This is a genomic window from Nocardiopsis kunsanensis DSM 44524 (assembly GCF_000340965.1).
GTDB classification, from domain to species: domain Bacteria; phylum Actinomycetota; class Actinomycetes; order Streptosporangiales; family Streptosporangiaceae; genus Nocardiopsis; species Nocardiopsis kunsanensis.
This window is the reverse complement of sequence record NZ_ANAY01000021.1, coordinates 26,775-51,215: the sequence shown is the minus strand read 5'-3', so window position 1 is coordinate 51,215 and position 24,441 is coordinate 26,775. Positions and strand designations below refer to the sequence as shown.

General features: G+C 69.8%; 19 protein-coding genes and 1 pseudogene. 16 read left to right on the top strand and 4 right to left on the bottom strand.

Features of this window, described 5'->3' with window-relative positions; all coding sequences use genetic code 11:
* Positions 1 to 492: 492 nt before the first annotated feature.
* The 3 genes from D456_RS0114925 to gatA all read left to right on the top strand — a co-directional run bounded on the left by D456_RS0114925 (position 493) and on the right by gatA (position 4,474).
* Positions 493 to 2,517, top strand: coding sequence for a putative bifunctional diguanylate cyclase/phosphodiesterase (locus D456_RS0114925; protein WP_017576987.1), 2,025 nt, complete (start codon positions 493 to 495; stop codon positions 2,515 to 2,517).
* A 151-nt stretch (positions 2,518 to 2,668) separates the two neighbouring features.
* Complete coding sequence (gene gatC, locus D456_RS0114920; RefSeq protein ID WP_017576986.1) at positions 2,669 to 2,968, top strand: Asp-tRNA(Asn)/Glu-tRNA(Gln) amidotransferase subunit GatC; 300 nt, start codon at positions 2,669 to 2,671, stop codon at positions 2,966 to 2,968.
* A 3-nt stretch (positions 2,969 to 2,971) separates the two neighbouring features.
* On the top strand, positions 2,972 to 4,474 hold the full coding sequence (gene gatA / locus D456_RS0114915; RefSeq protein ID WP_017576985.1) for an Asp-tRNA(Asn)/Glu-tRNA(Gln) amidotransferase subunit GatA: 1,503 nt from the start codon (positions 2,972 to 2,974) through the stop codon (positions 4,472 to 4,474).
* 171 nt (positions 4,475 to 4,645) lie between these two features.
* Here gatA and D456_RS0114910 read toward each other — a convergent pair whose 3' ends face one another.
* Positions 4,646 to 5,857: a thioester domain-containing protein gene (locus tag D456_RS0114910; protein ID WP_026115904.1), complete on the bottom strand. Its 1,212-nt coding sequence runs from the start codon at positions 5,855 to 5,857 to the stop codon at positions 4,646 to 4,648.
* Between the two features lie 349 nt (positions 5,858 to 6,206).
* The gene (locus tag D456_RS0114905) at positions 6,207 to 7,361 is read right to left on the bottom strand and encodes a Cys-Gln thioester bond-forming surface protein (RefSeq protein WP_017576983.1); all 1,155 of its coding nucleotides are present in this window, start codon (positions 7,359 to 7,361) and stop codon (positions 6,207 to 6,209) included.
* A gap of 294 nt (positions 7,362 to 7,655) precedes the next feature.
* Between D456_RS0114905 and gatB the strand changes: the two genes are divergently transcribed.
* From gatB to D456_RS0114840, 13 genes and pseudogenes are all read left to right on the top strand, one after another.
* Entirely contained in the window at positions 7,656 to 9,152 is a 1,497-nt protein-coding gene (gene gatB, locus D456_RS0114900; protein WP_017576982.1) for an Asp-tRNA(Asn)/Glu-tRNA(Gln) amidotransferase subunit GatB, read from the top strand.
* 477 nt (positions 9,153 to 9,629) lie between these two features.
* Complete coding sequence (locus D456_RS0114895) at positions 9,630 to 12,404, top strand: putative bifunctional diguanylate cyclase/phosphodiesterase (RefSeq protein ID WP_230479935.1); 2,775 nt, start codon at positions 9,630 to 9,632, stop codon at positions 12,402 to 12,404.
* A gap of 175 nt (positions 12,405 to 12,579) precedes the next feature.
* Positions 12,580 to 13,023 (top strand): hypothetical protein, encoded by a 444-nt coding sequence (locus D456_RS25095; protein ID WP_017576980.1) that lies wholly within the window; start codon positions 12,580 to 12,582, stop codon positions 13,021 to 13,023.
* Between the two features lie 8 nt (positions 13,024 to 13,031).
* Positions 13,032 to 13,175: a hypothetical protein gene (locus D456_RS27520; RefSeq protein WP_017576979.1), complete on the top strand. Its 144-nt coding sequence runs from the start codon at positions 13,032 to 13,034 to the stop codon at positions 13,173 to 13,175.
* Between the two features lie 319 nt (positions 13,176 to 13,494).
* Positions 13,495 to 15,321, top strand: coding sequence for an acetolactate synthase large subunit (locus D456_RS0114880; protein ID WP_272980394.1), 1,827 nt, complete (start codon positions 13,495 to 13,497; stop codon positions 15,319 to 15,321).
* A gap of 18 nt (positions 15,322 to 15,339) precedes the next feature.
* Positions 15,340 to 15,864: an acetolactate synthase small subunit gene (ilvN, locus tag D456_RS0114875; RefSeq protein ID WP_026115902.1), complete on the top strand. Its 525-nt coding sequence runs from the start codon at positions 15,340 to 15,342 to the stop codon at positions 15,862 to 15,864.
* A 73-nt stretch (positions 15,865 to 15,937) separates the two neighbouring features.
* Positions 15,938 to 16,933, top strand: a complete 996-nt coding sequence (gene ilvC, locus D456_RS0114870; RefSeq protein ID WP_017576976.1) for a ketol-acid reductoisomerase — start codon at positions 15,938 to 15,940, stop codon at positions 16,931 to 16,933.
* Between the two features lie 237 nt (positions 16,934 to 17,170).
* A complete protein-coding gene (gene serA / locus D456_RS0114865; protein ID WP_020480251.1) occupies positions 17,171 to 18,760 on the top strand; it encodes a phosphoglycerate dehydrogenase in 1,590 nt (529 codons plus the stop codon).
* Positions 18,761 to 18,873: 113 nt separating this feature from the next.
* Positions 18,874 to 20,094 (top strand): lantibiotic dehydratase family protein, encoded by a 1,221-nt coding sequence (locus D456_RS0114860; RefSeq protein WP_026115900.1) that lies wholly within the window; start codon positions 18,874 to 18,876, stop codon positions 20,092 to 20,094.
* The gene (locus D456_RS28040) at positions 20,019 to 20,210 is read left to right on the top strand and encodes a lantibiotic dehydratase C-terminal domain-containing protein (RefSeq protein ID WP_394297280.1); all 192 of its coding nucleotides are present in this window, start codon (positions 20,019 to 20,021) and stop codon (positions 20,208 to 20,210) included. The genes D456_RS0114860 and D456_RS28040 overlap by 76 nt, the downstream gene beginning before the upstream one ends.
* Positions 20,207 to 21,613 carry a lanthionine synthetase C family protein gene (locus tag D456_RS0114850; RefSeq protein WP_017576972.1) on the top strand — a complete coding sequence of 469 codons (1,407 nt, stop codon included), beginning with the start codon at positions 20,207 to 20,209 and terminating at the stop codon, positions 21,611 to 21,613. Before D456_RS28040 ends, D456_RS0114850 begins: the two co-directional genes overlap by 4 nt.
* 26 nt (positions 21,614 to 21,639) lie before the next feature.
* A complete protein-coding gene (locus D456_RS24240) occupies positions 21,640 to 22,221 on the top strand; it encodes a flavoprotein (RefSeq protein ID WP_017576971.1) in 582 nt (193 codons plus the stop codon).
* A gap of 124 nt (positions 22,222 to 22,345) precedes the next feature.
* Positions 22,346 to 22,765, top strand: a pseudogene (locus D456_RS0114840) (ATP-binding cassette domain-containing protein); the annotation flags it as partial.
* Positions 22,766 to 22,856: 91 nt separating this feature from the next.
* Here the strand turns inward: D456_RS0114840 and D456_RS0114835 are convergent.
* On the bottom strand, positions 22,857 to 23,573 hold the full coding sequence (locus tag D456_RS0114835) for an ABC transporter ATP-binding protein (RefSeq protein ID WP_017576969.1): 717 nt from the start codon (positions 23,571 to 23,573) through the stop codon (positions 22,857 to 22,859).
* Positions 23,574 to 24,377 (bottom strand): ABC transporter permease, encoded by an 804-nt coding sequence (locus D456_RS0114830; RefSeq protein ID WP_017576968.1) that lies wholly within the window; start codon positions 24,375 to 24,377, stop codon positions 23,574 to 23,576.
* Between the last annotated feature and the right edge of the window lie 64 nt (positions 24,378 to 24,441).

Here is a 24,441-nt window from a genome sequence, read left to right as displayed (position 1 = left end):
CGCCCCGATCCCACAGGACCCCCTCACCACCCGACCCGAAGCGCCCACGGCCCCGCGCCGAACCCCCAGGTCCCTGCACCGACCCCCAGCCCCCCCACAAGTCCCAGCCCCACAAGCCCCCTGTGTCACAACAAACCCCGGACCCCCGATCCACCGAGCTCCTGCCCCCCTCGGGCCCCGGACCCGGGCCGGACCTCCGACGCGCCTCCCCGGGACGGCGGTCAGGGCCCACGGAAGTCGGGAAAAGCCCTCGACCAGCGAGTCTCACGTTTCGTTTGCAATGGGCGACACTTGGTGACGAAGGCGCGTAAGGTGGACAACCATCGTCGAGATTCGGACGTAGGCCACATGGGTTCCGGCCAGGACAACGGCTGGTACTCATACACCGGGCCCCCTGAACCAGGGTCCGGGACCCGACTCCACGGTGCGAGGCCGGTACTCCAGTCCGCCCGTACCCGCACCTGTGCCCTGTTCCCGGACGAAGGACCCCGGATGAAGCAGCCCACCGACACCAGGGACATCGGTCCCCGTTCCGGTACACCGCTCTGGCTGTACATGGTGACCACCACCGTCGCCGGTGCCGGCCTGCTCGTACTCGCCTCGGTCGACCTCGGCCTCGGCCAGCTCCGCCACCTCGTCGGCGAACCCCTGGTGTGGACCCTCTTGTGCATGATCGTCGTGGGCGAACTCAGACCGATCTCCATGCCGGGACAGCCCTCCGACAACGGAGTGGCGACCTCACTGCCGTTCACGTTCGCCCTGGTCATCCACTACGGGCTGCCGATCGCCGCCCTCCTGCAGACCGTGGCCGCCGTCGTCGCGGGCACCGCACGCAGGCACGCCCTCCACCGCACCGCCTTCAACGCCGCGCAGTACGTCCTCTCCTTCGGCGCGGCGGACGCAGTCCTGCGCCTGCTGCGCCCAGAGGTCCAATCGGGCCCCTGGGTCCCCTCCGGCCCCGCCGGTCTGGCCGCCGTCGCCACCGCGGGTGTCGTCTGTTTCATGGTCAACTGCATGCTGGTGCTCTGCGCGGTCGCCCTGCACGAGCGGGTGCCCCTGTCCCGGATACTGTTCACCGGCATCGGCCAGCAGTTCTACGTCAACGGGGTCCTGCTCAGCCTGGCCCCGCTGGTCGTGGTGGGCATGGTCCACTCGGTGCTGTACGTGTTCCTCTTCGCCCTCCCTCTCGGCGCCCTCTACGCGAGCGCGGGACTGTCGGTCAAACGCGACCACCAGGCCAACCACGACGAACTCACCGGCCTCCCCAACCGCAAACACCTCATCAGGCGTGCGCGCAGGGAGATCGCCCACGCCCAGAACCGGGGCAGCAAGGTCGGTCTGCTCCTGCTCGACCTCGACCGGTTCAAGGAGGTCAACGACACCCTCGGCCACCACACCGGCGACAGCCTCCTGCAGACCGTCGCCCACCGCCTCACACACAGCGTCCGCCCCGGGGACCTGGTGGCCCGGCTGGGCGGCGACGAATTCGCGGTGCTGCTGCCGAAGGTGCGCGACGCCGCATCCGCCCGGGAAGTGGCGGTACGCCTGCGCGGTTCCCTCTCCGAACCCGTGCGCCTGGAAGGCATGGACTTCGACCTCGACGCCAGCATCGGCATCGCGCTCTACCCCTACGACGCCCCCGACTACGAACTCCTGCTGCAGCGCGCCGACGTGGCCATGTACGTCGCCAAGTCCGGACGTACGGGCGTGGAGACCTACGACCCCTCCAAGGACCGCAACTCCACCGCGCGGCTGAGCCTGTACAGCGAACTGCGCCGGGGTCTGGCCGAGGGCGCCCTGGAGATGCACTACCAACCACGCGTGGACCTGGGCACCGGGGCCCCGGTGGGGCTCGAGGCGCTCGCCCGCTGGCGCCACCCCACCCGGGGGCTGCTGGGTCCCGCGGAGTTCATACCGGTCGTGGAGCAGTCCAACCTCTACCGCACCTTCACCGGCCAGGTCCTCGACACCACCCTGTCGGCGGCCGCGCAGTGGTGCGAGCACGGATGGGACCTGCCGGTGGTGGTCAACCTCGGTGCGCGCGAACTCACGGACCCGGGCCTGGCCTCGGTCGTGGCCACCGCCCTGAGCGACCACGGGGTGCAGCCGGAGCGGCTCGTCCTGGAGATCGGTGAGAGCGCCCTCATCGGCAACGAGGAGGACACCACCCAGGCCGTGCGGAGGCTGCACGACCTGGGTGTGGGGCTCGCGCTGGACGACTTCGGCCCCGGACACTTCACGCTGGCCCAGCTCGCCGGGCTGCCGTTGGACGAGGTCAACATCGACGGCTCCTTCGTGGCCCGCCTGCGTGAGGACGACCACACGGTCGTGCACGCCGGGATCGCCCTGGTGCGGGCGCTCGGGATGCGTGCGACCGCCGAAGGGGTGCAGACCGCCGAGCTCGCCGACGCCGTGCGCGAGGCCGGCTGCCACACCGCCCAGGGGCACCACTTCTCCTCTCCACTTCCCGCGGGCGACGTCGTGACCTGGCTCGAGGCCCACTGCGCCAAGTACTGAAGCTTCCGCCGGAACCGGGACCAGCCGGCGCCCACATCTGTGAGCGTTGTGTCCGTCCGTCGTCGGTAAGCCCGGACCGGCGCCGGTACCCGTGGCGGAGCCATAGGATTGGGCGAGATAGTCCGTCCGTCGAAGAAACGGTTAGCCATACATGACCGCCATCACCCGCGATGAGGTCGCGCACCTCGCCCGGTTGTCGCGGCTGGCGCTCGACGAGAGCGAGCTCGACACGCTCGCCGCCCAGCTCGGTGACATCCTCACCGCAGTGGCCAAGGTGCAGGAGGTCGCCGAGGGCGACATCCCGCCCAGCTCGCACGCCCTGCCGCTGACCAACGTCTACCGTCCCGACGAGGCCCGCACCGGTCTCACCCCCGAGCAGGCCCTGGCCGGGGCGCCGGCGGTGGAGGACCAGCGATTCCGGGTCCCGCGGATCCTCGGGGAGGAGGGGTAACGGATGAGCGACGTCATCAGCATGACCGCGTCCGAGCTCGGCGCGGCCATCCGCGCGGGTGAAGTGACCTCGGAGCAGGCGACCACCGCCTACCTCGACCGCATCGAGGCCGTCGACGGCGACATCAACGCCTTCCTGCACGTGCGCCGGGAGACCGCGCTGGCGCAGGCCCGCGACGTCGACGCACGCCTGGCGCGCGGTGAGGAGCTCGGCCCGCTGGCCGGGGTCCCGATCGCCCACAAGGACGTGTTCACCACCTCGGACATGCCCACCACCGCCGCCTCCAAGATGCTGGAGGACTGGCAGCCGCCCTACGACGCCACCGTCACCGCACGGCTGCGCGAGGCGGGACTGGTCATCCTGGGCAAGACCAACATGGACGAGTTCGCGATGGGCTCCTCCACGGAGAACTCCGCGTACAAGGTCACCCGCAACCCGTGGGACACCGCCCGCATCCCCGGGGGCTCCTCCGGCGGTTCCTCGGCCGCGGTCGCCGCGTTCGAGGCGCCCCTGGCCACCGGCACCGACACCGGCGGGTCGATCCGCCAGCCGGCCGCGGTGTGCGGCCTGGTCGGCGGCAAGCCCACCTACGGCGGCTCCTCCCGTTACGGGCTCATCGCCTTCGCCTCGTCCCTGGACACCCCGGGCCCCTTCGCCCGCAACGTCCTCGACGCCGCGATGCTGCACGAGGCCTTCTCCGGCCACGACCCGCGCGACTCCACCTCCGTCGACGCCCCGGTGCCGGCGGTGGTCGAGGCCGCGCGCAACGGCGAGGTCGAGGGCCTGACCATCGGCGTGGTCAAGGAACTCGACAACGACGGGTTCCAGGAGGGCGTGCGCCGGCGGTTCCGGGAGACCGTGGAGCTGCTGGAGTCGCTCGGCGCCAAGGTCGTCGAGGTCTCCTGCCCCAGCTTCGACGCCGCCCTGAGCGCGTACTACCTCATCGCCCCGAGCGAGGCCTCCTCGAACCTGGCCCGGTTCGACGCCATGCGGTACGGGCTGCGGGTCGGCGACGACGGCAGCCGCAGCGCCGAGGAGGTCATGTCGCTGACCCGCGCGCAGGGCTTCGGTCCCGAGGTCAAGCGCCGGATCATGCTGGGCACCTACGCGCTGTCCAGCGGGTACTACGACGCCTACTACGGCAGCGCACAGCAGGTGCGCACGCTCATCAAGCGCGACTTCGACGCCGCGTTCGAGAACGTGGACGTGCTGGTCTCGCCGACCACGCCGTCCACGGCCTTCCCGATCGGGGAGCGTTCGGACGACCCGGTGTCGATGTACCTGGCCGACCTGTGCACGATCCCCTCCAACCTGGCGGGGAACGCGTCGTTGTCGGTGCCGTGCGGGACCGCGCCGGAGGACGGGATGCCCGTCGGTTTCCAGATCATGGCGCCCGCGTTGGCCGACGACCGGACCTACCGGGTCGCCGCTGCGGTCGAGCGTTCGCTGGCCGAGCGTGACGGTGCGCTGCTGGAGCGGAACCCGTACGCGGTCGCGTCCGCCTGACGCGGACCGCCCGCTCCTGGCCCGGGCCCGCCACCTCGAGGGGTGGCGGGCCTTCGTCATGCGTGCGCCTGCGCTGGGGCCGAGCCCTTCACGTGGCCCCTTACCGGGCATGGGAAAGGGCCCACCCGCGTGGCGGATGGGCCCTGGTGTGTGGTGCGGGGACCGAACGCTCTAGGCGTCGGTCTCCTCGGCCCCGGCATCGGCCTTGCGCTTACGGCTCAGGTACAGCGCGCCGCCACCGGCACCGAGGGCAGCGACACCGGCCGCGACCAGGCCGGCGAGGGCTCCACCGGTCACGGGCAGCTCCGGCTCGTCCTCGTCCTCGGGGGCGGGCTTGTCGTCGCCGGGCTCGTCGGTGGGCTCGTCGGTGGGCTCGTCGGTGGGCTCCTCGGGCTCGGGCTCCGGCTCGGTGGGCTCCTCGGGCTCGGGCTCGGGCTCGTCGGCCTCGCTCCACTCGACACCGGCCGAGGCGGACGCGGTGACGGTGCTGTCCTCGGCGGTGATGAGGGTCTGGGTGGGGACGTTGGGGTCCTCACCCTTGAACAGGCGTCCCTGTCCCAGGGTGGAGGAGGTCTCCAGGCTGAAGGAGGCCTCGCCGGGCTCGGTGTCCTCGGGGACGGAGAAGCCGACGGTGGAGCCGTCCGCGACGGTCTCGACGCTCTCGCCGGACTCGAGGTCGACGAGCTCGACGCCGTCGGGCGCGGTCAGCTCGACGGGCACCTGCTCGGCGCTGGTGCTGACGGTGAACTCGCCGACGGTCTCGCCGGCCTGGCCGGCGGCGCTGTCGGGGCTCACGGACAGGGATGCCTCGGGCTCGCCCTGCGGGAGCGGCTCGGCGCTCTCCACGAGGTGGTCGTAGATCGCAGTGACGTTGCCGTTCCCGCGGACCAGGTCCTCGTCGTTGCTGAAGTGCCAGATGGCGGCCTGGGTGGCGGCCAGGGCCTCGGCCTCGGTGGTCCGGCCGTTGTTGGCGTCAGAGGCCTCGGCCAGCTCCTCGGCGCTCACGGACGGGTAGCCGTTCTGCAGGAGCCAGTGGACCTTGCCGGGCTCGGCGAACTCGCCCTTGCCCGGGTAGTTGGCCCAGTCGTCCTCGAGGTACCAGGCACCGCCGACGATGTTGGTCTCGAAGTCGATGCAGTACGCGGTGACGGTGTCACCGTTCTCCTGCTCCAGGCGGAAGAGGTTGGTGCCGATCGTGCCACCGGTCATGGTGACGTTCTCGCCACTCTGCTCATTGCCGGTGAACTGGGTTCGGACCGCACCCTCGTAGGTCTCCGTGGTGTCGGCCGAGGCGGGGGCCGCGAGGCCGAACGCCAGGGCGGCCGCGGCGGTGGCGGAGAGAGCCGTGCGCCCGGCGGAACGGGGGAGAGAGAAAAGATTCACGTTGTTGCTTCCCGGTGTCGTAGGGATGACCGGATGGAGGCCGCTCGCGGACGGGGTGTCGTCGAGCGGTGGAGCGGTGGGCACCGACGGCGGTTCCACGGGTGCGGAGCCGTCTTGGGCATGCGCCCGGGGCACGGAGGTGATTCGGAGGTGGGGCGCGCCAACGCATGAGCGGGGTGCGTTCGTCGGTGTAGGGCTTGAACCGCTTGCCCGATACTAGCCATCACCGCGCCTGCTTCCAACCGGATTCCCCAAAATGTGATGGATTGCGGACGCGAAGTAAGCGCGTAGGGGACAAGTCCGCATTTCAGAGGACAGAGAGGGGTCCGGATTTTTCGACGACGCGGAGTCAGCCTCGACGTTTACGTCCCAGGACCAAAATGAGCAGGCCTGATACGAGAAGGGCCCCCGCGATGACGAGCAGACCGCTCAACCACGTCCCCGTGGTCGCCAGATGGTTTCCGGACGCGGTCTCCTCGGTTTCGGTCTCCGGTTCCCTGGCCTCTCCGCCGGTGTCCGGCTCGGGCGTCTCGTCGGCCGGCGGTTCCGGCTCCTCCTCCTCGTCACCCGAAGGGGTGTCCTCGTGCGGGTACCAGGTGAGCGTCGCGGTGGCGGTGCTGGTGGCGGTACCCGGCTCGGCGGTGACGAGCGGGGCGGTGCTGACCCCGTCGCGTCCGGTGAACAGCTGCCCCTCGGGCAGGGGCACCCCGTCGCCGCGCACGTGCAGGGTGGCCACACCTGAGGAGACGTCGGGGGCCACGTCCAGATAGACCTCGTCGCCGTCGTGGACCGGACCGAGCTGCCGCCCGCCGGCGTCGACCAGCCAGGACTCCGGAGCCCCGCGCAGCGACAGCGCCAGAGGGCCGTCCCCGGTGCTGCTCAGCTCCAGGGGGCCGAGGGGCTCCTCGGGGGAGGCCAGCTCCAGGTGGGGCGGATCGACCTCCACCGAACTCGCGGGCTCGCCCGTCTCGGAGCCGGCGCTGTGTTCGACCAGGTGGTCGTGCAGGTCGATCACGGCGGGGTCGTTGGCCTCGGGGGAGAGCTCCACCCCGTCGAGCACCCGCCACAGGGCCGTCTGGGTGGCGGCGACCGCCTGGGCCTCGTCCAGGTCCGGGTGGCCGACCTCCTGAGCCAGCTCGGGCAGGGGCACGTTCGGGTAGGAGTTCGAGACGACCCAGTTCGCGCGGTGGGAAGGATCGGTCTCCTCGTCGGTCCCCGACCACCCTTCGACGCCGCTCCACCCGGACTCGACATAGGCGGAGTTGGCCTGGACCTCGTGGTCGGTGGAGGCCGCGTACGCGTGCACGGAGCCGTGCTCTCCCACCCGCAGCCCGTACAGGGCGGTGGGTTCCTCCTCCCCGGAGGCGAGCACGGCCGGCACACCGTGTACGGGCGTGCCGTTCACTCGTGAGAAGTCCTCGGAGGCGGCGGGCGCGCTCGTCATGGCGGCCCCAAGAGCGGCCGTGGAGAGCAGAGCGGCGCACCGACGCAGGATGCCCGTCATATCGGCAGCTCCCGTGCGCAAGGCGGCCGGGCCACCGTTGGCCGACCGGCGAAACCGTTTCTCGGGCGTCAACAGTAACGCCCACGCCCTGCCCCTACGCGCCGAACTGCCCTACGGAAGCCCAATCGTGTGCTCGCCGTGACATCCGTCGATGACATGGTCCCCGGTCCCGGGACGGTCACCCCTCGGACCTCGGTAGGCTGAGCAGGAAGGTATGTCCTCTACGGAAACGGGTTTGCGGCGATGGCCCACGCGGTAACTCCTGGCCCTGCCACCAACGACGGCCCCACGCCGGTGGCCTTCGAGCAGGCTCTGGAAACGTACGAGCCGGTGCTCGGGCTGGAGACCCACATCGAGCTGGGTACCGCCTCGAAGATGTTCTGCTCGTGCTCCACGACGTTCGGAGCCGAGCCCAACACACAGGTGTGCCCGGTCTGCCTGGCCTTCCCCGGTTCGCTGCCGGTCGTCAACGAGAAGGCCGTCGAGGGTGCGATCCGTCTCGGACTCGCGTTGAACTGCTCCGTCACACCGTGGGGACGGTTCGCCCGGAAGAACTACTTCTATCCGGACATGCCGAAGAACTACCAGATCTCCCAGTACGACGAGCCGATCTGCGTGGACGGCCACCTCGACGTCACCGTCGACACCCCCGAGGGTCCGCGCGAGTTCCGCGTGGAGATCGAGCGTGTCCACATGGAGGAGGACACCGGAAAGTCCGCCCACGTGGGCGGCTCCACCGGACGGATCCACGGCGCCAGCCACTCCAACGTGGACTACAACCGTGCCGGCATCCCGCTGCTGGAGATCGTCACCAAGCCCATCACCGGCACCGGTGAGCTCGCCCCGCTGGTGGCCCGCGCCTACGCCGCCGAGCTGCGCGACCTCACCCGCTCCCTGGGCATCTCCGACGTGCGCATGGAGGAGGGCTCCATGCGCTGCGACGTCAACGTCTCCATCAACGAGCGCGGCGCTGACGAGTGGGGGACCCGGAGCGAGACCAAGAACGTCAACTCCCTGCGTTCGGTCGACCGTGCCGTGCGTTCGGAGATCGAGCGCCAGGCCGGCGTGCTCGGCGCCGGCGAGCGTGTGGTCCAGGAGACCCGCCACTTCCAGGAGAACCTGGGCCGTTCCACCTCCGGCCGAAGCAAGGAGGAGGCCCAGGACTACCGGTACTTCCCGGACCCCGACCTGGTGCCGGTCGCCCCCTCCGCCGAGTGGGTCGAGGAACTGCGCACGACCCTGCCCGAGCTCCCGGCTGCCAAGCGCGCCCGTGTCAAGGCCGAGTGGGATCTCACCGACACCGAGCTGCGCGACCTGGTCAACGCCGACGCCATCGATCTGGTCGAAGCCACCGTCGCCGAGGGCGCGCCGTCGAACGAGGCACGCAAGCTGTGGCTGAACGAGCTCTCCCGCCGCGCCACCGAGCAGGAGGTCGAGCTCTCCTCCCTCGACATCACCCCGGGCCAGGTCGCCCGCATCATCGCGCTGGTTGCCGAGGGCAAGCTCACCAACAAGCTCGCCCGCCAGGTCGTGGAGGGCGTACTGGCCGGTGAGGGCGAGCCCGACGCGGTCGTCGAGGTGCGCGGCCTCGAGGTCGTCAGCGACGACGGCGCCCTGGGCGCCGCCGTGGACGAGGCCATCGCCGGAAACCCCGATGTCGTCGAGAAGATCCGCGGCGGCAAGGTGGCCGCGGCGGGTGCTCTCGTCGGCGCGGTCATGAAGGCCACGCGCGGCCAGGCCGACGCCGGCCGGGCCCGTGAACTCATCCTGGAGAAGATCGGCGTCTCCTGATCCCTCGTGTCCGGGCCGGGCCCTGCCCGGCCCGGACGACGGTGGTCACGTTGTGTGCCCACCGAACGCCGGAGAAGGCCGTCCGGTCTCCGCCGGTGTCTGCGTCCCACAGGTGCTACTGTGCCGTGTCCCGGTCCCCGCTCCCGAGCGCGGCTCAAGCGCCCGAGCCCAGGTGGAACGCTCTGCCGTGCAGTGCTGCGCGGACGCACCCCGTCCCGGCCGGCCCGGGCCGAGGTGCCCTTCCGTGTGTGCGGAGGGGGAGCCCGACTCTCATCCGTCCCTCAATCCGTGTGTGACCTCGATTGCGTAGGGTTGCGACGCACAGGGGGCTGTGGAGCCATCGGGCCCGGGCGTGCAAGAGGGCACGTCCGGCGTGGTGGACGGGACCGATCCAGTCCCGCGTGGTCCGCGCGAGCCGGACGCGCCGCCGGGCGCCGAGGACGGTGCCCGGCCGACAAGAGCGAGGGTGTGTACTCCATGACCGAGGAGGCGAACCGGCGGCCCCGAGCCGTGGAGCCCCCGGCCGCACCGAAGGCGACCCCGAAGGCGGGTACCACGACGTGTCTTGGGTGGCTGGCCGGTGTCCTCGTGTTCTTCGGCGTCTATGCCGCCACCACGTTCGTCCCTTTGGGCGAGTACACACTGGCCGTGGAGATGGCCGAGTGGCCCACGTCCGTGACGGCGGGGTTCGCGGGTCTGTCGCTTCTGGTGGCCTCGCGCCGCTGGGCGGCCACCGGGTCCGACCACGAGAGCCATGCCGACGGGGCCGACAGCCCCATGGCCCTGCGTTTCCTGGGCCTTGCCGCCCTGGCCTGGTGCGCGGGCGGGTTCGCCCACGCCAGCACCGGCCTGTTCACCACCACCTCGATGCTGTCCCTGACCCTGGGCGACCTGTTCTCCCTGGCGGCGCTCCCGCTGTTCGTGGTGGGCTTCACCCGGTTCGCGCCCTGGCCCGGGGGCGTGCGCACCGCCACACGCCACATCACCGACAGCTACGTGTGTGCGGCGGCGGTGTTCGCGATCGTGTGGCTGCTGATCTTCTCCCCGCTCTACGAGGAGTTGGGGGAGGGCGCTGGGCTGCTCGGGTTCGCGCTGGTCTATCCGGTCGCCGACATCGTGGTCCTGTGCCTGCTGGTGCCGCTGGTGTTCATGTCGCCGCACAGCACCCGCAGGGCCGTGCTCCTGGTGATCGGTGCGCTGATCACCATCGCCGCCGCGGACATGCTCGCAGCCATCACCCGCCTGACCGGTCCGCCCGTGGCCGGTGGTGTGGAACACCCGATCCGGTTCCTGGGCCTGGCCCTGTTGGCGGCCCTGCCCTGGATGGTGCAGCACCGCACCGGCACCGACCCCCGGCGCATCACCGGACGCGGCCTGTACCGGTTCGCGCCCGAGCTGGCGGCCGTGGGCGCGCTGGCGGCGGCCACGGTGGTGCTGACCGTGGCTGCCCTGCGTATGGGCGCCATCGCCCCCGTCCTGCCGCTGGCGGCGGGCACGGCCGTGCTCGTGCTGCTGGTCCGCGTGTTGGGCATGCTGGAGGAGAACGCGACCCTGTCGCGCATGGTGCGCAACCGCGAGGGCCACTTCAACGAGCTGGCACGCAACAGCGGTGACGTCATCCTGGTGCTCAACCAGGACGCCAGCGTCCACTACGTGAGTCCGGGGACGGTGGAGGCCTTCGGTTACCGCCTCGACGACGTGCTCGCCGCCCCCATCACGGCGCTCATCCACCCGGAGGACCTGGAACGCACCGATTCCGTCAGCGGTCTGTTCACCGAACGCACCTCCCAAGGGATGCACCTGCGGTTGCGGGTGGCCGCCGCCGACGGCACCTGGCGCCACACCGAGTCGACGGTGTCCCTGTACGAGCAGCCCGGGGAACCGGACCGCCTGCTGGTCACCACCCGCGACATCTCCGCCCAGGTGGCCCTGCAGAACGAGGTGCGCCACCTGACCTTCCACGACGGGGTGACCGGGCTGCCCAACCGGGCCTACCTGGAGGAGCGGGCGAGCGACGTCCTGGCACACCGGGCCATCAGCGAGGAGCCCGTCGACGGGGTCGCGGTGGTCTTCCTCGACCTGGACGGGTTCACCGCCGTCAACGACTCCGCGGGCCACGTACGGGGCGACCACCTGCTGGGGCAGGCCGCGCGGCGGTTGCGCGGGGAACTGGACTCCTCCTCCACCCTGACCCGGTGGGGCGGGGACGAGTTCGCCGTCCTGGTGGAGAGCACCGGCAAGGCCCAGCGTGTGGTGGACCTGGCCGAGCGTCTGGGCCGGGTGATCGCCTCCGAACCCTTCCAGGTCGCCGACCGCGACATCATGCTCACCGCCAGCCTGGGTGTGGCCTTCGCCGAGACCGGAATGGACAGCGGGGAACTGCTGCGCAATGCCGACGTGGCCATGACCCGGGCCAAGGAACGCGGCGCCGGCACGGTCGAGGTCTACGCCGCCCACATGCACGAGAAGGTCATCTCCCGGCTGGAACTGCAGATACATCTGCGCGAGGCCCTGGACGCCGGTGACTTCTACCTGGAGTACCAGCCGATCGTGGACCTGGGCAGCTCGCAGGTGACCACCGTGGAGGCTCTGGTGCGCTGGGGCCACGAGGGGCGCACGGTGCCGCCGGAGGACTTCCTCGGGGCAGCCGAGGAATCCGGGCTCATCGTCCCGTTGGGGGAGTGGATCCTGCGTGAGGCCTGCCAGAAGGTCGCCGTGTGGCGGGTCTCGGACTGGGACATCGGGTTGTCGGTGAACCTGTCGGCCAAGCAGGTGCTCTCCGAGCGTTTCGTCTCGACCGTGGAGGGTGTGCTGGCCGACACGGGGCTGCCCGCGGAGGTCCTGACCCTGGAGGTCGACGAGGAGCTCCTGCTCGACAACGGGGAGGAGGCCGTGGCGCGGCTGAGCGAGCTGCGGGCCCTGGGGGTGCAGCTCGCCATCGACGACTACGGGATGGGGTACGCGTCTCTGGCGCACCTGCGCGAGCTGAGTGTGGACGCGATCAAGATCGACCCGTCCTTCATCGCCGACCTGGGCCGCGACGACACCGTCACACTGCTCACGCACACGATCATCCAGCTCGGGCGGGACCTGGGCGTGCAGGTGGTGGCCGAGGGCATCGAGCGTCCCGAGCAGCTGGAGCAGTTGCGGGCGATGGGTTGCGACCACGGCCAGGGGTTCCTGGTGGCGCGCCCCATGGCGGCGAGCGGTGTCGAGGCCCTCGTCGGTGGTGAGGTCGGCGTCGACCTCTGACCGTCGACTGTGTCGGCGGCGAGGTGACTTTTCCTGGTGAACCACCATTGACCTGCGGCGATGATGGGTATCTCGCTAGTGCCCGGACAGGCCCTCAGTCTCACACGAGCTTCCCGTCGATCTGATCCGCAACGACCCCGCATTCGCGGTCGAGCTCTTCCGTGAAGTCAGCGGGATGCCGCTGCCCGAGTTCACACACGTGAGGGACGGGGCCGTGGAGGCCACGCACACCGCGCCGTCGGAGCTGCTCAGTGACTCGGTGGTGGTGTGTGAACGTCCGCCCTACGAGCATGAGGGCACCGATCCGGTCAAGGTCATGGCCGTCATCACCGAGTCCCAGCGGGGCTGGGGCAGCCGCAAGCACTACTCCTGGCCCGCGTACGCGGCCCATGTGCGGCACCGCCACCGGTGTCCCGTGGTGCTTCTGGTCCTCACACCGACCACGGCCCTGGCCCACAGGTTCGCCACGACGACCGACCTGGGGTGCGGGGAGGTACGACCGGTGGTCTTCTCCATGGGGTCGCTCCGGCCGGTCACTGATACGGCCGAGGCCGACCGGCATCCGTTGCTGACCGTTCTGGCGATGAGGGTGAGGCCAAGGGCCGAGCCAAGGCCATAGCCGAGTCGGTGGTCGCGGTCCTGGAGGCGCGCGGCCTCTCGGTGCCGGATCGTGTACGCGAGCGCGTCGCCGAGGAGCCGGACCCCGAGATCCTGTCCGGTCGGCTGCGCCGTGCGGCGACCGTGGAGAAGTCCGGCGCCCTGTTCGACTGACTGCCGAGAGGCGTCCCGCATCGTGGACCCGGGTGTGTGTAACGCAGAACACACGCCCGGGTCTTTTGTTACTAATGCCCCATGAGCAGGGGTTTTGTCGTGACAGAGGTGGCCGGATGGTGGCATTGCTGTTTCACATGGTGAGACAAAGTTGCGTTCGTGTTGACGTGCGACCCCACGTTCGGCCAGTGTTGTCAACATGCAGAGCAACAACTCCCTGATTCTCGTACTTGGTCGGCGCGCAGCCCACTGAGTCCTTTCTGCTGCGCGCCACCCCTCAACCGCATCGCGGTGGGGGTTTTTTTATTGCCGCAAGGACGTGAGTCGAAATCCACCACGGTCCAGAGCTTCCGAGCGCTCTGAACCCTCGCTGAAGGATCTTGAGATGACCGAGCAGATGACCGGCGCACAATCGCTGATCAGGTCGCTGGAGCACGTCGGCGTTGACACTGTCTTCGGGATTCCCGGTGGCGCCATCCTCCCCGCGTACGACCCCCTCTACGACTCCTCCGCGGTGCGCCACGTCCTGATGCGCCACGAGCAGGGGGCAGGGCACGCGGCCGAAGGGTACGCCTACGCCACCGGGAAACCCGGCGTGTGCATGGCCACCAGCGGCCCCGGGGCCACCAACCTCGTCACACCCCTGGCCGACGCCCACATGGACTCCGTCCCCATGGTCGCGATCACCGGTCAGGTCGCCTCGCCCGCCATCGGCACCGACGCGTTCCAGGAAGCCGACATCTGCGGCATCACCATGCCGATCACCAAACACAACTTCCTGGTGAGGAAGGCCGAGGACATCCCGCGCACCATCGCGGAAGCCTTCCACATCGCCTCCAGCGGCCGTCCCGGACCCGTGCTGGTCGACATCTCCAAGGACGCCCTCCAGGCCACCACCGAGTTCAGCTGGCCCGAGCGCCTGGAACTGCCCGGCTACCGCCCCGTGAACAAGCCCCACGGCAAGCAGGTGCGCGAGGCCGCCCGGATGATCGCCGAGGCCGAGCGTCCCGTCCTCTACGCGGGCGGCGGGGTCCTGCGCGCCGGCGCCTCCGCCGAGCTGCGCGTCCTGGCCGAGCTCACCGGCGTGCCCGTGGTCACCACCCTCATGGCGCGGGGCGTGTTCCCCGACGAGCACCCCCAGCACGTGGGCATGCCCGGCATGCACGGCGACGTCTCCGCCGTCGGTGCCCTGCAGAAGGCGGACCTCATCGTCGCCCTCGGCGCACGCTTCGACGACCGTGTCACGGGGCGCCTCGACAGCTTCGCGCCCGACGCCCGCATCGTCCACGCCGACATCGACCCGGCCGAGATCTCCAAGAACCGCCACGCGGACGTGCCCATCGTCGGTGACTGCCGCGAGGTCCTCGCCGACCTCGTCGTGGCGGTGCGCGCCGACCAGGACAAGGGCCGAGAGGGGGACTACACCGCCTGGTGGAACCAGCTCGGGTACCTGCGCGAGACCTACCCCAAGGACTACGACCGCACCGACGACGGGACCCTCTCGCCGCAGCACGTCATCGAGCGCCTGGGCCGCCTCGTCGGCCCCGAGGCCACCTACGTGGCGGGTGTGGGCCAGCACCAGATGTGGGCGGCCCAGTTCATCGGCCACCAGCGCCCCGGTTCCTTCGTCAACTCCGGGGGACTGGGCACCATGGGCTTCTCCGTGCCCGCGGCGCTCGGAGCCAAGCTCGCCGACCCCGAGCGTGTCGTGTGGGCGGTCGACGGCGACGGCTGCTTCCAGATGACCAACCAGGAACTGGCCACCGCCGCGGTCGAGGGCATCCCGCTCAAGGTCGCCGTGGTCAACAACGGCAACCTCGGCATGGTCCGGCAGTGGCAGACCCTGTTCTACGAGGGCCGCTACTCCAACACGGACCTGCAGACCTCGCCCCTGGACGCGAAGGTCCGCATCCCCGATTTCGTGCGCCTGGCCGAGGCCTACGGCTGTGTCGGCCTGCGCTGCGAGACCCCCGAGGAGATCGACGCCACGATCGAGAAGGCCATGTCCATCAACGACGTGCCCGTGGTCGTCGACTTCACCGTCAACCACGACGCCATGGTCTGGCCCATGGTCGGCCCCGGCGTCAGCAACGACGAGATCCAGTACGCGCGCGACATGGCGCCGGACTGGGAGCACGAGGACTAAGAGGAGCACCGCACCACCATGAGCAGTCACACGCTTTCCGTGCTGGTGGAGGACACCCCGGGTATCCTGGCTCGTGCCTCCTCCCTCTTCTCACGCCGCGGTTTCAACATCGACTCGCTGAGCGTGAGTACCACCGAGTACCCGGGCCTGTCCCGGATGACGATCGCGGTCAACTGCGACCTCCACCCTTTGGAGCAGGTGACCAAACAGCTCAACAAGCTGGTCAACGTCGTCAAGATCGTGGAGATGGACACCGCCGCGTCGGTCCAGCGCGAGCTCCTGCTCGTCAAGGTCAAGGCCGACGCGTCGAGCCGGACCCACGTGCTGCAGACGGCCGAGCTGTTCCGCGCACATGTCGTGGACGTCAGCCCGGACGTCGTCGTCATCGAGGCCACCGGCGACCCCGAGAAACTCGATGCCCTGGTCAAGAATCTGGAACCCTTCGGGATCCGGGAGTTGGTCAAGTCAGGGCTGGTCGCCCTGGGACGCGGCCCCCGCTCGATCACCGACCGGTCCCTGAGAGCGGTCGACCGCAGCGCCTGAGCGACGGGGCCCGAACAGGGGTCCCGAGCCTCGCGTCCCCGACAAACACGTCAAGAACAAGGAGTAACCCCAAGTGGCAGCACAGATGTACTACGACGACGCCGCGGACCTGGCGATCATCCAGGGCAAGAAGGTCGCTGTGATCGGCTACGGCAGCCAGGGCCACGCGCACGCGCTGTCGCTGCGGGACTCGGGCGTGGACGTCCGTATCGGCCTGGCCGAGGGCTCCAAGAGCCGCGCCAAGGTCGAGGAGGAGGGCCTGCGCGTCCTGACACCGGCCGAGGCCACCGCTGAGGCCGACGTCATCATGATCCTGGTCCCCGACCACATCCAGCGTGACCTCTACACGGCAGAGATCGCCCCCAACCTGGAGGCGGGCAACGCCCTGTTCTTCGCGCACGGCTTCAGCGTCCGCTACGGCTTCGTCAAGGCGCCCGAGGGCGTCGACGTGGCCATGGTCGCCCCCAAGGGCCCCGGCCACCTGGTCCGCCGCCAGTTCGAGGCCGGCCGTGGCGTGCCCTGCCTCGTCGCGGTCGAGGAGGACGCCAGCGGCCAGGCCTGGGACCTGGCCCTCTCCTGGGCCAAGGGCATCGGCGGTACCAGGGCCGGCGCCATCCGGACCACGTTCACCGAGGAGACCGAGACCGACCTGTTCGGTGAGCAGACCGTGCTGTGCGGCGGCATGGAGGAGCTCGTCAAGGGCGGTTTCGAGACCCTCGTCGAGGCGGGGTACCAGCCGGAGATCGCTTACTTCGAGTGCCTGCACGAGGTCAAGCTCATCGTCGACCTCATGTACGAGGGCGGCTTGAGCAAGATGAACTGGTCGATCTCGGACAACGCCGAGTACGGCGGCTACACCCGTGGTCCGCGCCTGATCACCGACCAGACCCGCCAGGAGATGCGCAAGATCCTCGGCGAGATCCAGGACGGCTCCTACGCCAAGGAGCTCATGGAGGAGTTCGACGCGGGCAAGCCCACGTTCACCAAGCGCCGTGAGGCCGAGCAGAACGAGCAGATCGAGACGGTCGGTGCCGAGCTGCGTCCGCTCATGAGCTGGCTCAAGGCCTGATCCCCCCACCGGCGGGCAGGGCCCCCGGTACAGGTTCCCCAGCGCCGGGGCGGGTCGCCGATCCGCCCCGGCGCTGTTGCGTTCCTGCTGAGGTGAGGCGGGTGGAACCCGGTTTCAGGGGGGAACCCCCCTCAGCCTTTCCGACCCCCCTAGTAGACTTCCCTGCGGCCGTCACACCCGATCAGGGCAGGGCCGTTACCTGCGCGGTCGGGTCGCACCACTCGAAAAGGAAACGTTGTGTCCAAACCCGCCGTACTCGTAGCGGAGAAGCTCTCCCCCGCCGGACTCGCCCTCCTCGAAGAGGACTTCGAGGTGCGTCACGTCGACGGCTCCGACCGGTCCCAGCTCCTGCCCGCCCTCGCCGACGTCGACGCGCTCGTCGTGCGTAGCGCCACCCAGGTCGACGCCGAGGTCGTGGCCGCCGCCGACCGTCTGCAGGTCGTTGCCCGCGCCGGTGTGGGACTGGACAACGTCGATGTCGATGCCGCGACCAAGGCCGGTGTGCTGGTCGTCAACGCTCCGACCTCCAACATCATCAGCGCCGCCGAGCAGGCCATCAACCTGATGCTTGCCAGCGCCCGCAACACCGCACCCGCGCACCACGCGCTCGTCAACGGTGAGTGGAAGCGCTCCAAGTACACCGGTGTGGAGCTCTACGAGAAGACCGTGGGTGTCGTGGGCCTGGGGCGCATCGGTGCGCTCGTCGCCCAGCGCCTGCAGGCCTTCGGGACCAAGGTCATCGCCTACGACCCGTTCGTGCAGCCGGCCCGCGCCGCCCAGCTCGGTGTGGAGATGACCACGCTGGACGATCTGCTGCAGCGTTCCGACTTCATCACCATCCACCTGCCCAAGAACAAGGACACCCTGGGTCTGATCGGTGACGAGGCCTTCGAGAAGGTCAAGCCCTCGGTGCGGGTCATCAACGCCGCCCGCGGCGGCATCCTCGACGAGGACGCCCTGTACCGGGCGCTCAAGGCCGGCCGTGTCGCCGGCGCCGGCATCGACGTGTTCACCACCGAGCCGACCACCGACAGTCCGCTGTTCGAGTTCGAGAACGTGGTCGTGGCACCGCACCTGGGCGCCAGCACCTCCGAGGCCCAGGAGAAGGCCGGAACGCAGGTGGCGCGCTCGGTGAAGCTGGCCCTGTCCGGCGAGTTCGTGCCCGACGCCGTCAACGTCCAGGGCACCGGCGTGGCCGAGGAGGTCAAGCCGGGGCTGCCGCTGACCGAGAAGCTCGGCCGGGTCTTCACCTCCCTGGCCGGCACGCTGGCCACCCGCATCGATGTCGAGGTGCACGGTGAGATAGCCGAGCACGACGTGAAGGTGCTGGAGCTGGCCGCGCTCAAGGGTGTGTTCACCGACGTGGTCGAGGACACCGTCACCTTCGTCAACGCCCCGCTGCTGGCCAAGGAGCGCGGGGTCGAGGTCAACCTCATCACCGGTGAGGGCTCCAGCGACTGGCGCAACCTCATCTCCGTGCGCGGCGTGCTCGCCGACGGCACCCGGGTCTCGGTCTCGGGCACCCTGACGGGCCCGCGCCAGTTCGAGAAGCTGGTGGAGGTCAACAACTACACGATGGAGATCGGCCTCGCCGAGCACATGGTGTTCCTGTCCTACGAGGACCGCCCCGGCATCGTCGGCCGTGTCGGTGCTGTGCTGGGCGACACCGGTGTCAACATCGCCGGGATGCAGGTGATCCGGGACAAGGAGGGCGGCAAGGCGCTCATCGCCCTGACCGTCGACACCGTGGTCCCCGACGACATCCTGACCTCGATCTCCGAGACGATCGAGGCCGACATCACGCGGCAGATCGACCTGGAGGACTAAAGGCGCCCTCACGCGAACGGAGGACCGCCCCGCCGGATCAGTACCGGCGGGGCGGTCCTCCGTCGTGTAGGGCGCGACCCGAACGAAGGTGTCCGAAGTGGCCAGGTGTTCGTGTGTATCCGCGCGACCGTGAGGCCGGCCTGGCGCTGCTACGTGCTGCCGTGAAAAACCCCCACCTGGTCGAAGCAGTCACCCTGGCCTCATCCAGCCTCACCACGGTCCTGGACCTGGTGGAGCAGGGGCGGGAGGAGGAACTGAGCGACAAGCGGCTTCGCAAGGCCGTGGTCTCCGTGCAGCGCTACGACGTTCGTATGCGTACCCGCTCCACCCCTTTCGGCCTGTTCGCGGGGGTCTGCGTGGGCCGTTTCGGAAGTAAGGTCGAGTCCTCCTTCAGTGACGCGCACCGAACCCGGACCCGGCCGGACATGGAGTGGCTTAAGGCGGTCGTGCGCGACCTCGAAAGCGACCCCAGTGTCCTGCGCGGCCTGTCCGTTCAGGCCCACCAGGCGCTCATGGAACGAGGTGGCCGGATCGTCCTGGCGGCGCCTTCGTCCAAAGGCATGCTGAGCGACTCGACCGCGTTTGCCGAGGCGTCGATCCAGGCCACGGACCCGGTCCGGCGTGTGCTCGAGCTCGCGGCCGGTCCCGTGCTCTTCTCCGCGGTCTCGGCGGCGCTGGCAGAGGAGTTCGTCGTCGGCCCCGACAAGTGCGAGAGCATGTTGACAGCTCTCGTGGCACAGGAGTTCCTGATCACCTCGCTGAGACCTCCGCTGGACGGGACCGATCCCTTGGACCACGTACTGTCGACGCTGCCTCGAACCGGGGTCAGTGCCGAGAGCGCGCACCTGCGCGATGAACTGGTCGCGATCGACCGCTCCCGGCACGAGTACGACGCTCTTCCCGTCGGCAAGGGGGTCGAGGAACTCCGCAGGCTGAGTTCCCGGATCGAGGCCGTCCATCCGGTGCGCACACCGGTGCACGTCGACGCCCATCTGGACGCGACGATCAGGATGCCCGAGCAGGTCCGGAGCGAGGTCGAACACATGGCCGAACTCTTCTGGCGCCTGTCGTCACCGCGCCTGGGCATGCGTGCGCTGCGCGGATACCACCGGAGGTTCACCGAGCAGTACGGCGTGGACCGGTTGGTTCCGGTCCTGGAACCGCTCGATGAGAACCGCGGTCTCGGGGCGCCGTCCGGTTATGACTGGCCCCCTGCGGAGAGGCGCTCCTCGACGCATTCGCCGACCGGGACAGCAGAGTGGCCGAGTACGGAGCCCTGCTCCGTGACCAGAAAAACCCGGTGTCCCCGGTTCCGAGGGTGGTCGGAAGCGTGATGCACATGACGTGCAACCGGTTGTTCGGAGGCGGATCGGACCGCGAGCGCGACCTGTTGGGCACGGTCCGCGCCGCGGTGAACGACCACCGAAACAGGAGGAGGCACACCTCGTGAACGCACCTGGAACCGCCGAGGACCGTACGCTCACCCGTGAGCGCGCACTGGGCATTGTCGAGCAGGTGGCCGAACGATTGGCTGATCCGGAACGCACGGCACGGATCGCCGGGCGCGAGGACAACATCGAACCGCTGTTCGGCGCGTCCGTGTGGGCGCCGACCACTCTCTCCCACGGCCACCCCGGTGTGGCCCTGCTCCACGCCGAGCTCTCGGCGCACGACGAGCGGTGGGCATGGGCGGCGCATGCGCACATACGCGCGGCCACCGAGGCACTGCCGTCCTCGCCGAGCGGAGGGTTGTTCACGGGGCCGGCATCGGTGCTCGCAGCCGTCCAGGCTTGCAACCAGCGCGTTCCCGGTCGCTACCGAACGCTGCGCCGCAAGCTGGTGGCGTGGCTTTGCGAGGACCAGGGCCGGCGCATCCGACGGGCCGCCTCGCGCCGGGAGGCGGGAAAGCCCGGTGTGGACGCGGACGCCTACGACGTGATCAAGGGCCTGTCGGGGACCGGACGCATCCTCCTGGACGCGGCCGAGGCCCCCGACAGGGACGAACCGGACGCTGCCGAGGCGGTGGCGGCGACCCTGCAGCACCTCGTCACGCTCACCCGGCCAGTCCTCGCCCACGACCGGGAAGTGCCCGGATGGTGGGTACCGAACGAGCTCCAGGCGATGGAGCAGGACCGCAGGTCCTACCCCGACGGCGATTTCAACCTCGGTCTGGCCCACGGCATCGCAGGCCCCCTCGCGCTTCTCTCCGCTGCGGAGGGGCGGGGACACCGGGTCGCAGGGCAGCGCGAAGCGGCGCACCGTATCGCCGAGTGGTTGCTCTCCTGGCGGTTGGAGGACGCGGCCGGGAGCTATTGGCCCTGCAGAGTGCCCCTCGCTGAGGAAGTGGCCGAACAACGGCACCACGCGGGGGTGACGCGGACCGCTTGGTGTTACGGGGCGCCCGGGATCGCGAGCGCCCTGTACGCGGCCGGCCGGGCCTTCGGGGTCGCGTCCTGGCGCCACGAGGCGGTGGAGCCCTTGCGTTCAGGTCTGCGCCGGGACCCCTCGCAGTGGCGCCTGGACGGACCGACGGTCTGCCACGGGCTCGCAGGGTTCGGCCAGGTGTTGTGGAGGATCGGCCGGGAGTCGGGGGACGAGGAGCTCCGGAGGAGCGCCGACGCGCTCGCCGAACGGGTGGTCCAGCACGCGGACGAGCGGGCCCCGTTCCTGTTCGCGCATTTGGTCCCCGACTCCGCTCAGGGCTGGCGCAAGGCCGCGCCCGCGCACCATCGGCTGGACGTCGCCGGGGTCCTGGAAGGGGCAGCCGGGGTGGCGTGCGCCCTTCTTCCGGCTGCGGACGCGGTCGGCGGCGACGGGGACCCCGTGTGGGACCGCTGTCTGGCGCTGAGCTGAAACCATCCGACGAGAAAGCGTGATGAATGACCAACGCAACTGAGAACGGTCCGGGCCTGCTTCCGCAACGGATGTTGGTCGGGGTGAGCGGTTCGATCGCAGCGGTCACGCTGCCGTCCTACCTGTACGCCTTCCGGACTGCGGGGGTCCAGCGGATCGCCGCAGTCCTGACCCGGACGGCGGAAGGGCTGGTGGCGGAACAGAGTATGCGTGCCTTGTGCGACGGGGTCTACACCGACGTGGAGCACGGGCCCGGGCACGTCGCTCTGGGGCGTTGGGCCGATCGTGTGGTGGTTCTGCCCTGCACTGCTCACGTACTCGGCTGTGCCGCTCAAGGCCTCGCCCCGAGCCTGCTCACGTCGGTTCTGCTGGCCTCCGAGCAGCCGGTGGACTTCGTTCCGGCCATGAACCCGGTGATGTGGCGCAAGCCCTCGGTGCAGCGCAACGCGGCCCAACTGCGCGAGGACGGCAACGCAGTCCTCGAACCGCGGGACTGCACCGCTTACGAGGTTGCCGCCAAAGCGCTCGTGCCGGGCTTGGCGCCGCCCACCCCCGATGAATTGCTCCGCCACTTGGCACCTTCCTCGGACGGGCGGGAACAGGGATGAGTGCGACCGCCGGCGGCGGGGGGATCCGCACGGCCGAAGCCCGCCGCCTGGACGTCGACGCCGCACTGGCCTGGCTCGAGGGCAACATGGCGTGGTTCGAACCGGAACGCTGGGAGCGGTACCTGCCGAGGAGGAGCTCTTGGAGGTGGTCGCGCGGTCCAGGCTCACCGAACTGGTCGCACGCATGCCCGACGTCCTGGACAGCAGTGTGGGTTACCGCGGCACCACGCTGTCCGGGGGCGAGCAGCAGAGAATCGCCATCGCCCGAACGCTCTTGCGCAAACCGCGATTGCTGCTGCTGGACGAGGCCACTTCGCAACTGGATGCGGCCAACGAGGCCGCGTTGAAGGAGGTCGTGCAGGACGCAGCACGGGATGCGGGGGTCATGGTGGTCGCGCACCGGCTGTCGACGGTGACCAACGCGGACCGGATCGTGGTGATGGACACCGGCCGGGTGCGCGCTGTGGGAACGCACGAGGAGCTCGTCGCGGGTGACGAGCTCTACCGGGACCTGGCGGTCTCGCAGCTTCTGTCCCCGAGCTGAGGCGCAAGAGCACGGCCCCCGCGGGGATCCAGTACTCGCAAGGCGAAGCACCGGATCGCGCGGGGGCCGCGTCATGGTCGGCCGGGCCCGTTCAGCGGACCCCGCTGGAGGTCTGCTCCACCAGCGCGAAGAAGCCCTCCTCCAGGTCGCCGTCGCGTGCGAGGCCGGACAGGGGGCCCTCGTAGCAGTTCCGGCCGTGCACGAGCACGCCCACCCGGTCGCACGTGCGGGCGATCTGGTCGAGTTGGTGGCTGGAGACGAACACGGTCGCACCCGTCTCGGCCACCCGGCGCATCAGTGCACGCATCTCACGCATACCGATGGGATCCAGGCCGTTGGTCGGTTCGTCGAGCACGAGCAGACGGGGGGAGCCGACCATGGCGATGGCGATGCCGAGCCGCCAGCGCATGCCCAGCGAATAGGCCGACACCCGGCGGTCGGCGATCTGATCCATGCCGACCAGCGGCAGCAGACGGGCCACCGCGTCGTCGGGGTCGACCCCGCGCAGCTTGGCGTGCGCTCGTATGTGCTGCCGGGCGTTCATCCGCGACCACAACCCCGGGCCGTTGACGAGCGCGCCGATCCCCCGCAGGGAGTCACGGGTGAAAGGGCGGCCCGCCACTTCCAGCGTCCCCGAATCCGGTTGCAGCAGGCCGGCCACTGCTTTCATCAGAGTGGTCTTGCCCGCCCCGTTGGGTCCCAACAGCCCGTAGACCTCGCCCTCGGCGACGTCGAGGTCCACCCCCTGCAGCGCAGCGTGGGAACCGAAGTGTTTGGTGAGCGCGTTGACGCGCAGTGCCGACGGCATTCAGAGCTCCTTGCGGTTGACGTGACGGGCCCCTGCGGCGAGCAGAACGATCGACAGGGTGAAGGACAGGACGACGACCACGGGTAGAGGTGCCGTCGAGAAGAGCGGGTCGCCGGGTTCCAGAGGAACCCCGTTGGCCTCGATACCGGCCAGCGGAACCACAGCGCGCATGGGCCAGACCATGGGAACGAACCACCACGCGGAGGTGTCTGCGATGATCCCGCCCAGCAGCATCCCGAGGACCCCGACCACAGCGGTGGGCCCCGTGCCCCAGCGCTCGGCCATCATGAGGCACAGCGCGAGCGTCGCCGCGGCTCCGAGCCAGGGCACCAGAACCCCTGCAGGTACGGGCAAGGCCGCCTCCGGGCCGATGAGCAGGGCACCGACCGTCGCCAGCAGTACGGTGAGCAGCAGTGCGCTCACCGCCCACTGCAGCAATAGGGCCAGGAACCTGCCGATGAGCAGTCGGTGGCGGGGGAAGGCGTAGGCGTATACCACCTGCCGGGAGTCCAGGTCGGCGCGTACCGACATGGCTGCGTACAGTGCCGCGCCCATCGGCAGGAACATCCCCCAGAAAAGCAGGGTGACGCTGAACCAGATGCCCCACACGTCACCGGCCTGTCCCTCGGGTGAGAAGGCGGCGATCAGCCCCAGGGGCAGGATCAGTACGAACGGCAGGGCGAGGGAGAGCCAGAGGCAGAAACCCCGTCGGAGCTTCTCCCACTCCACGGCGACGACGGTCGCGAGCGACGGATCGTCGCGTATCGTCGGGGCAGAGATGCGGTCGGATCCGGTAGCGGTCATCGGTGTTCCTCGTTTCGTCGTGGTGTCCGGGGAACGGCATTCGGGGTGACGGTCGGTTCCGCCT

Excerpts from the sequence above, each read along its gene's own strand:
- D456_RS0114925 (WP_017576987.1), top strand. The coding sequence starts at position 493 with ATGAAGCAGCCCACCGACACCAGGGACATCGGTCCCCGTTCCGGTACA.
- gatC (WP_017576986.1), top strand. The coding sequence starts at position 2,669 with ATGACCGCCATCACCCGCGATGAGGTCGCGCACCTCGCCCGGTTGTCG.
- gatA (WP_017576985.1), top strand. The coding sequence starts at position 2,972 with ATGAGCGACGTCATCAGCATGACCGCGTCCGAGCTCGGCGCGGCCATC.
- D456_RS0114905 (WP_017576983.1), bottom strand. The coding sequence starts at position 7,361 with ATGACGGGCATCCTGCGTCGGTGCGCCGCTCTGCTCTCCACGGCCGCT.
- D456_RS0114895 (WP_230479935.1), top strand. The coding sequence starts at position 9,630 with ATGACCGAGGAGGCGAACCGGCGGCCCCGAGCCGTGGAGCCCCCGGCC.
- D456_RS25095 (WP_017576980.1), top strand. The coding sequence starts at position 12,580 with ATGCCGCTGCCCGAGTTCACACACGTGAGGGACGGGGCCGTGGAGGCC.
- ilvN (WP_026115902.1), top strand. The coding sequence starts at position 15,340 with ATGAGCAGTCACACGCTTTCCGTGCTGGTGGAGGACACCCCGGGTATC.
- D456_RS24240 (WP_017576971.1), top strand. The coding sequence starts at position 21,640 with ATGACCAACGCAACTGAGAACGGTCCGGGCCTGCTTCCGCAACGGATG.
- D456_RS0114835 (WP_017576969.1), bottom strand. The coding sequence starts at position 23,573 with ATGCCGTCGGCACTGCGCGTCAACGCGCTCACCAAACACTTCGGTTCC.
- D456_RS0114830 (WP_017576968.1), bottom strand. The coding sequence starts at position 24,377 with ATGACCGCTACCGGATCCGACCGCATCTCTGCCCCGACGATACGCGAC.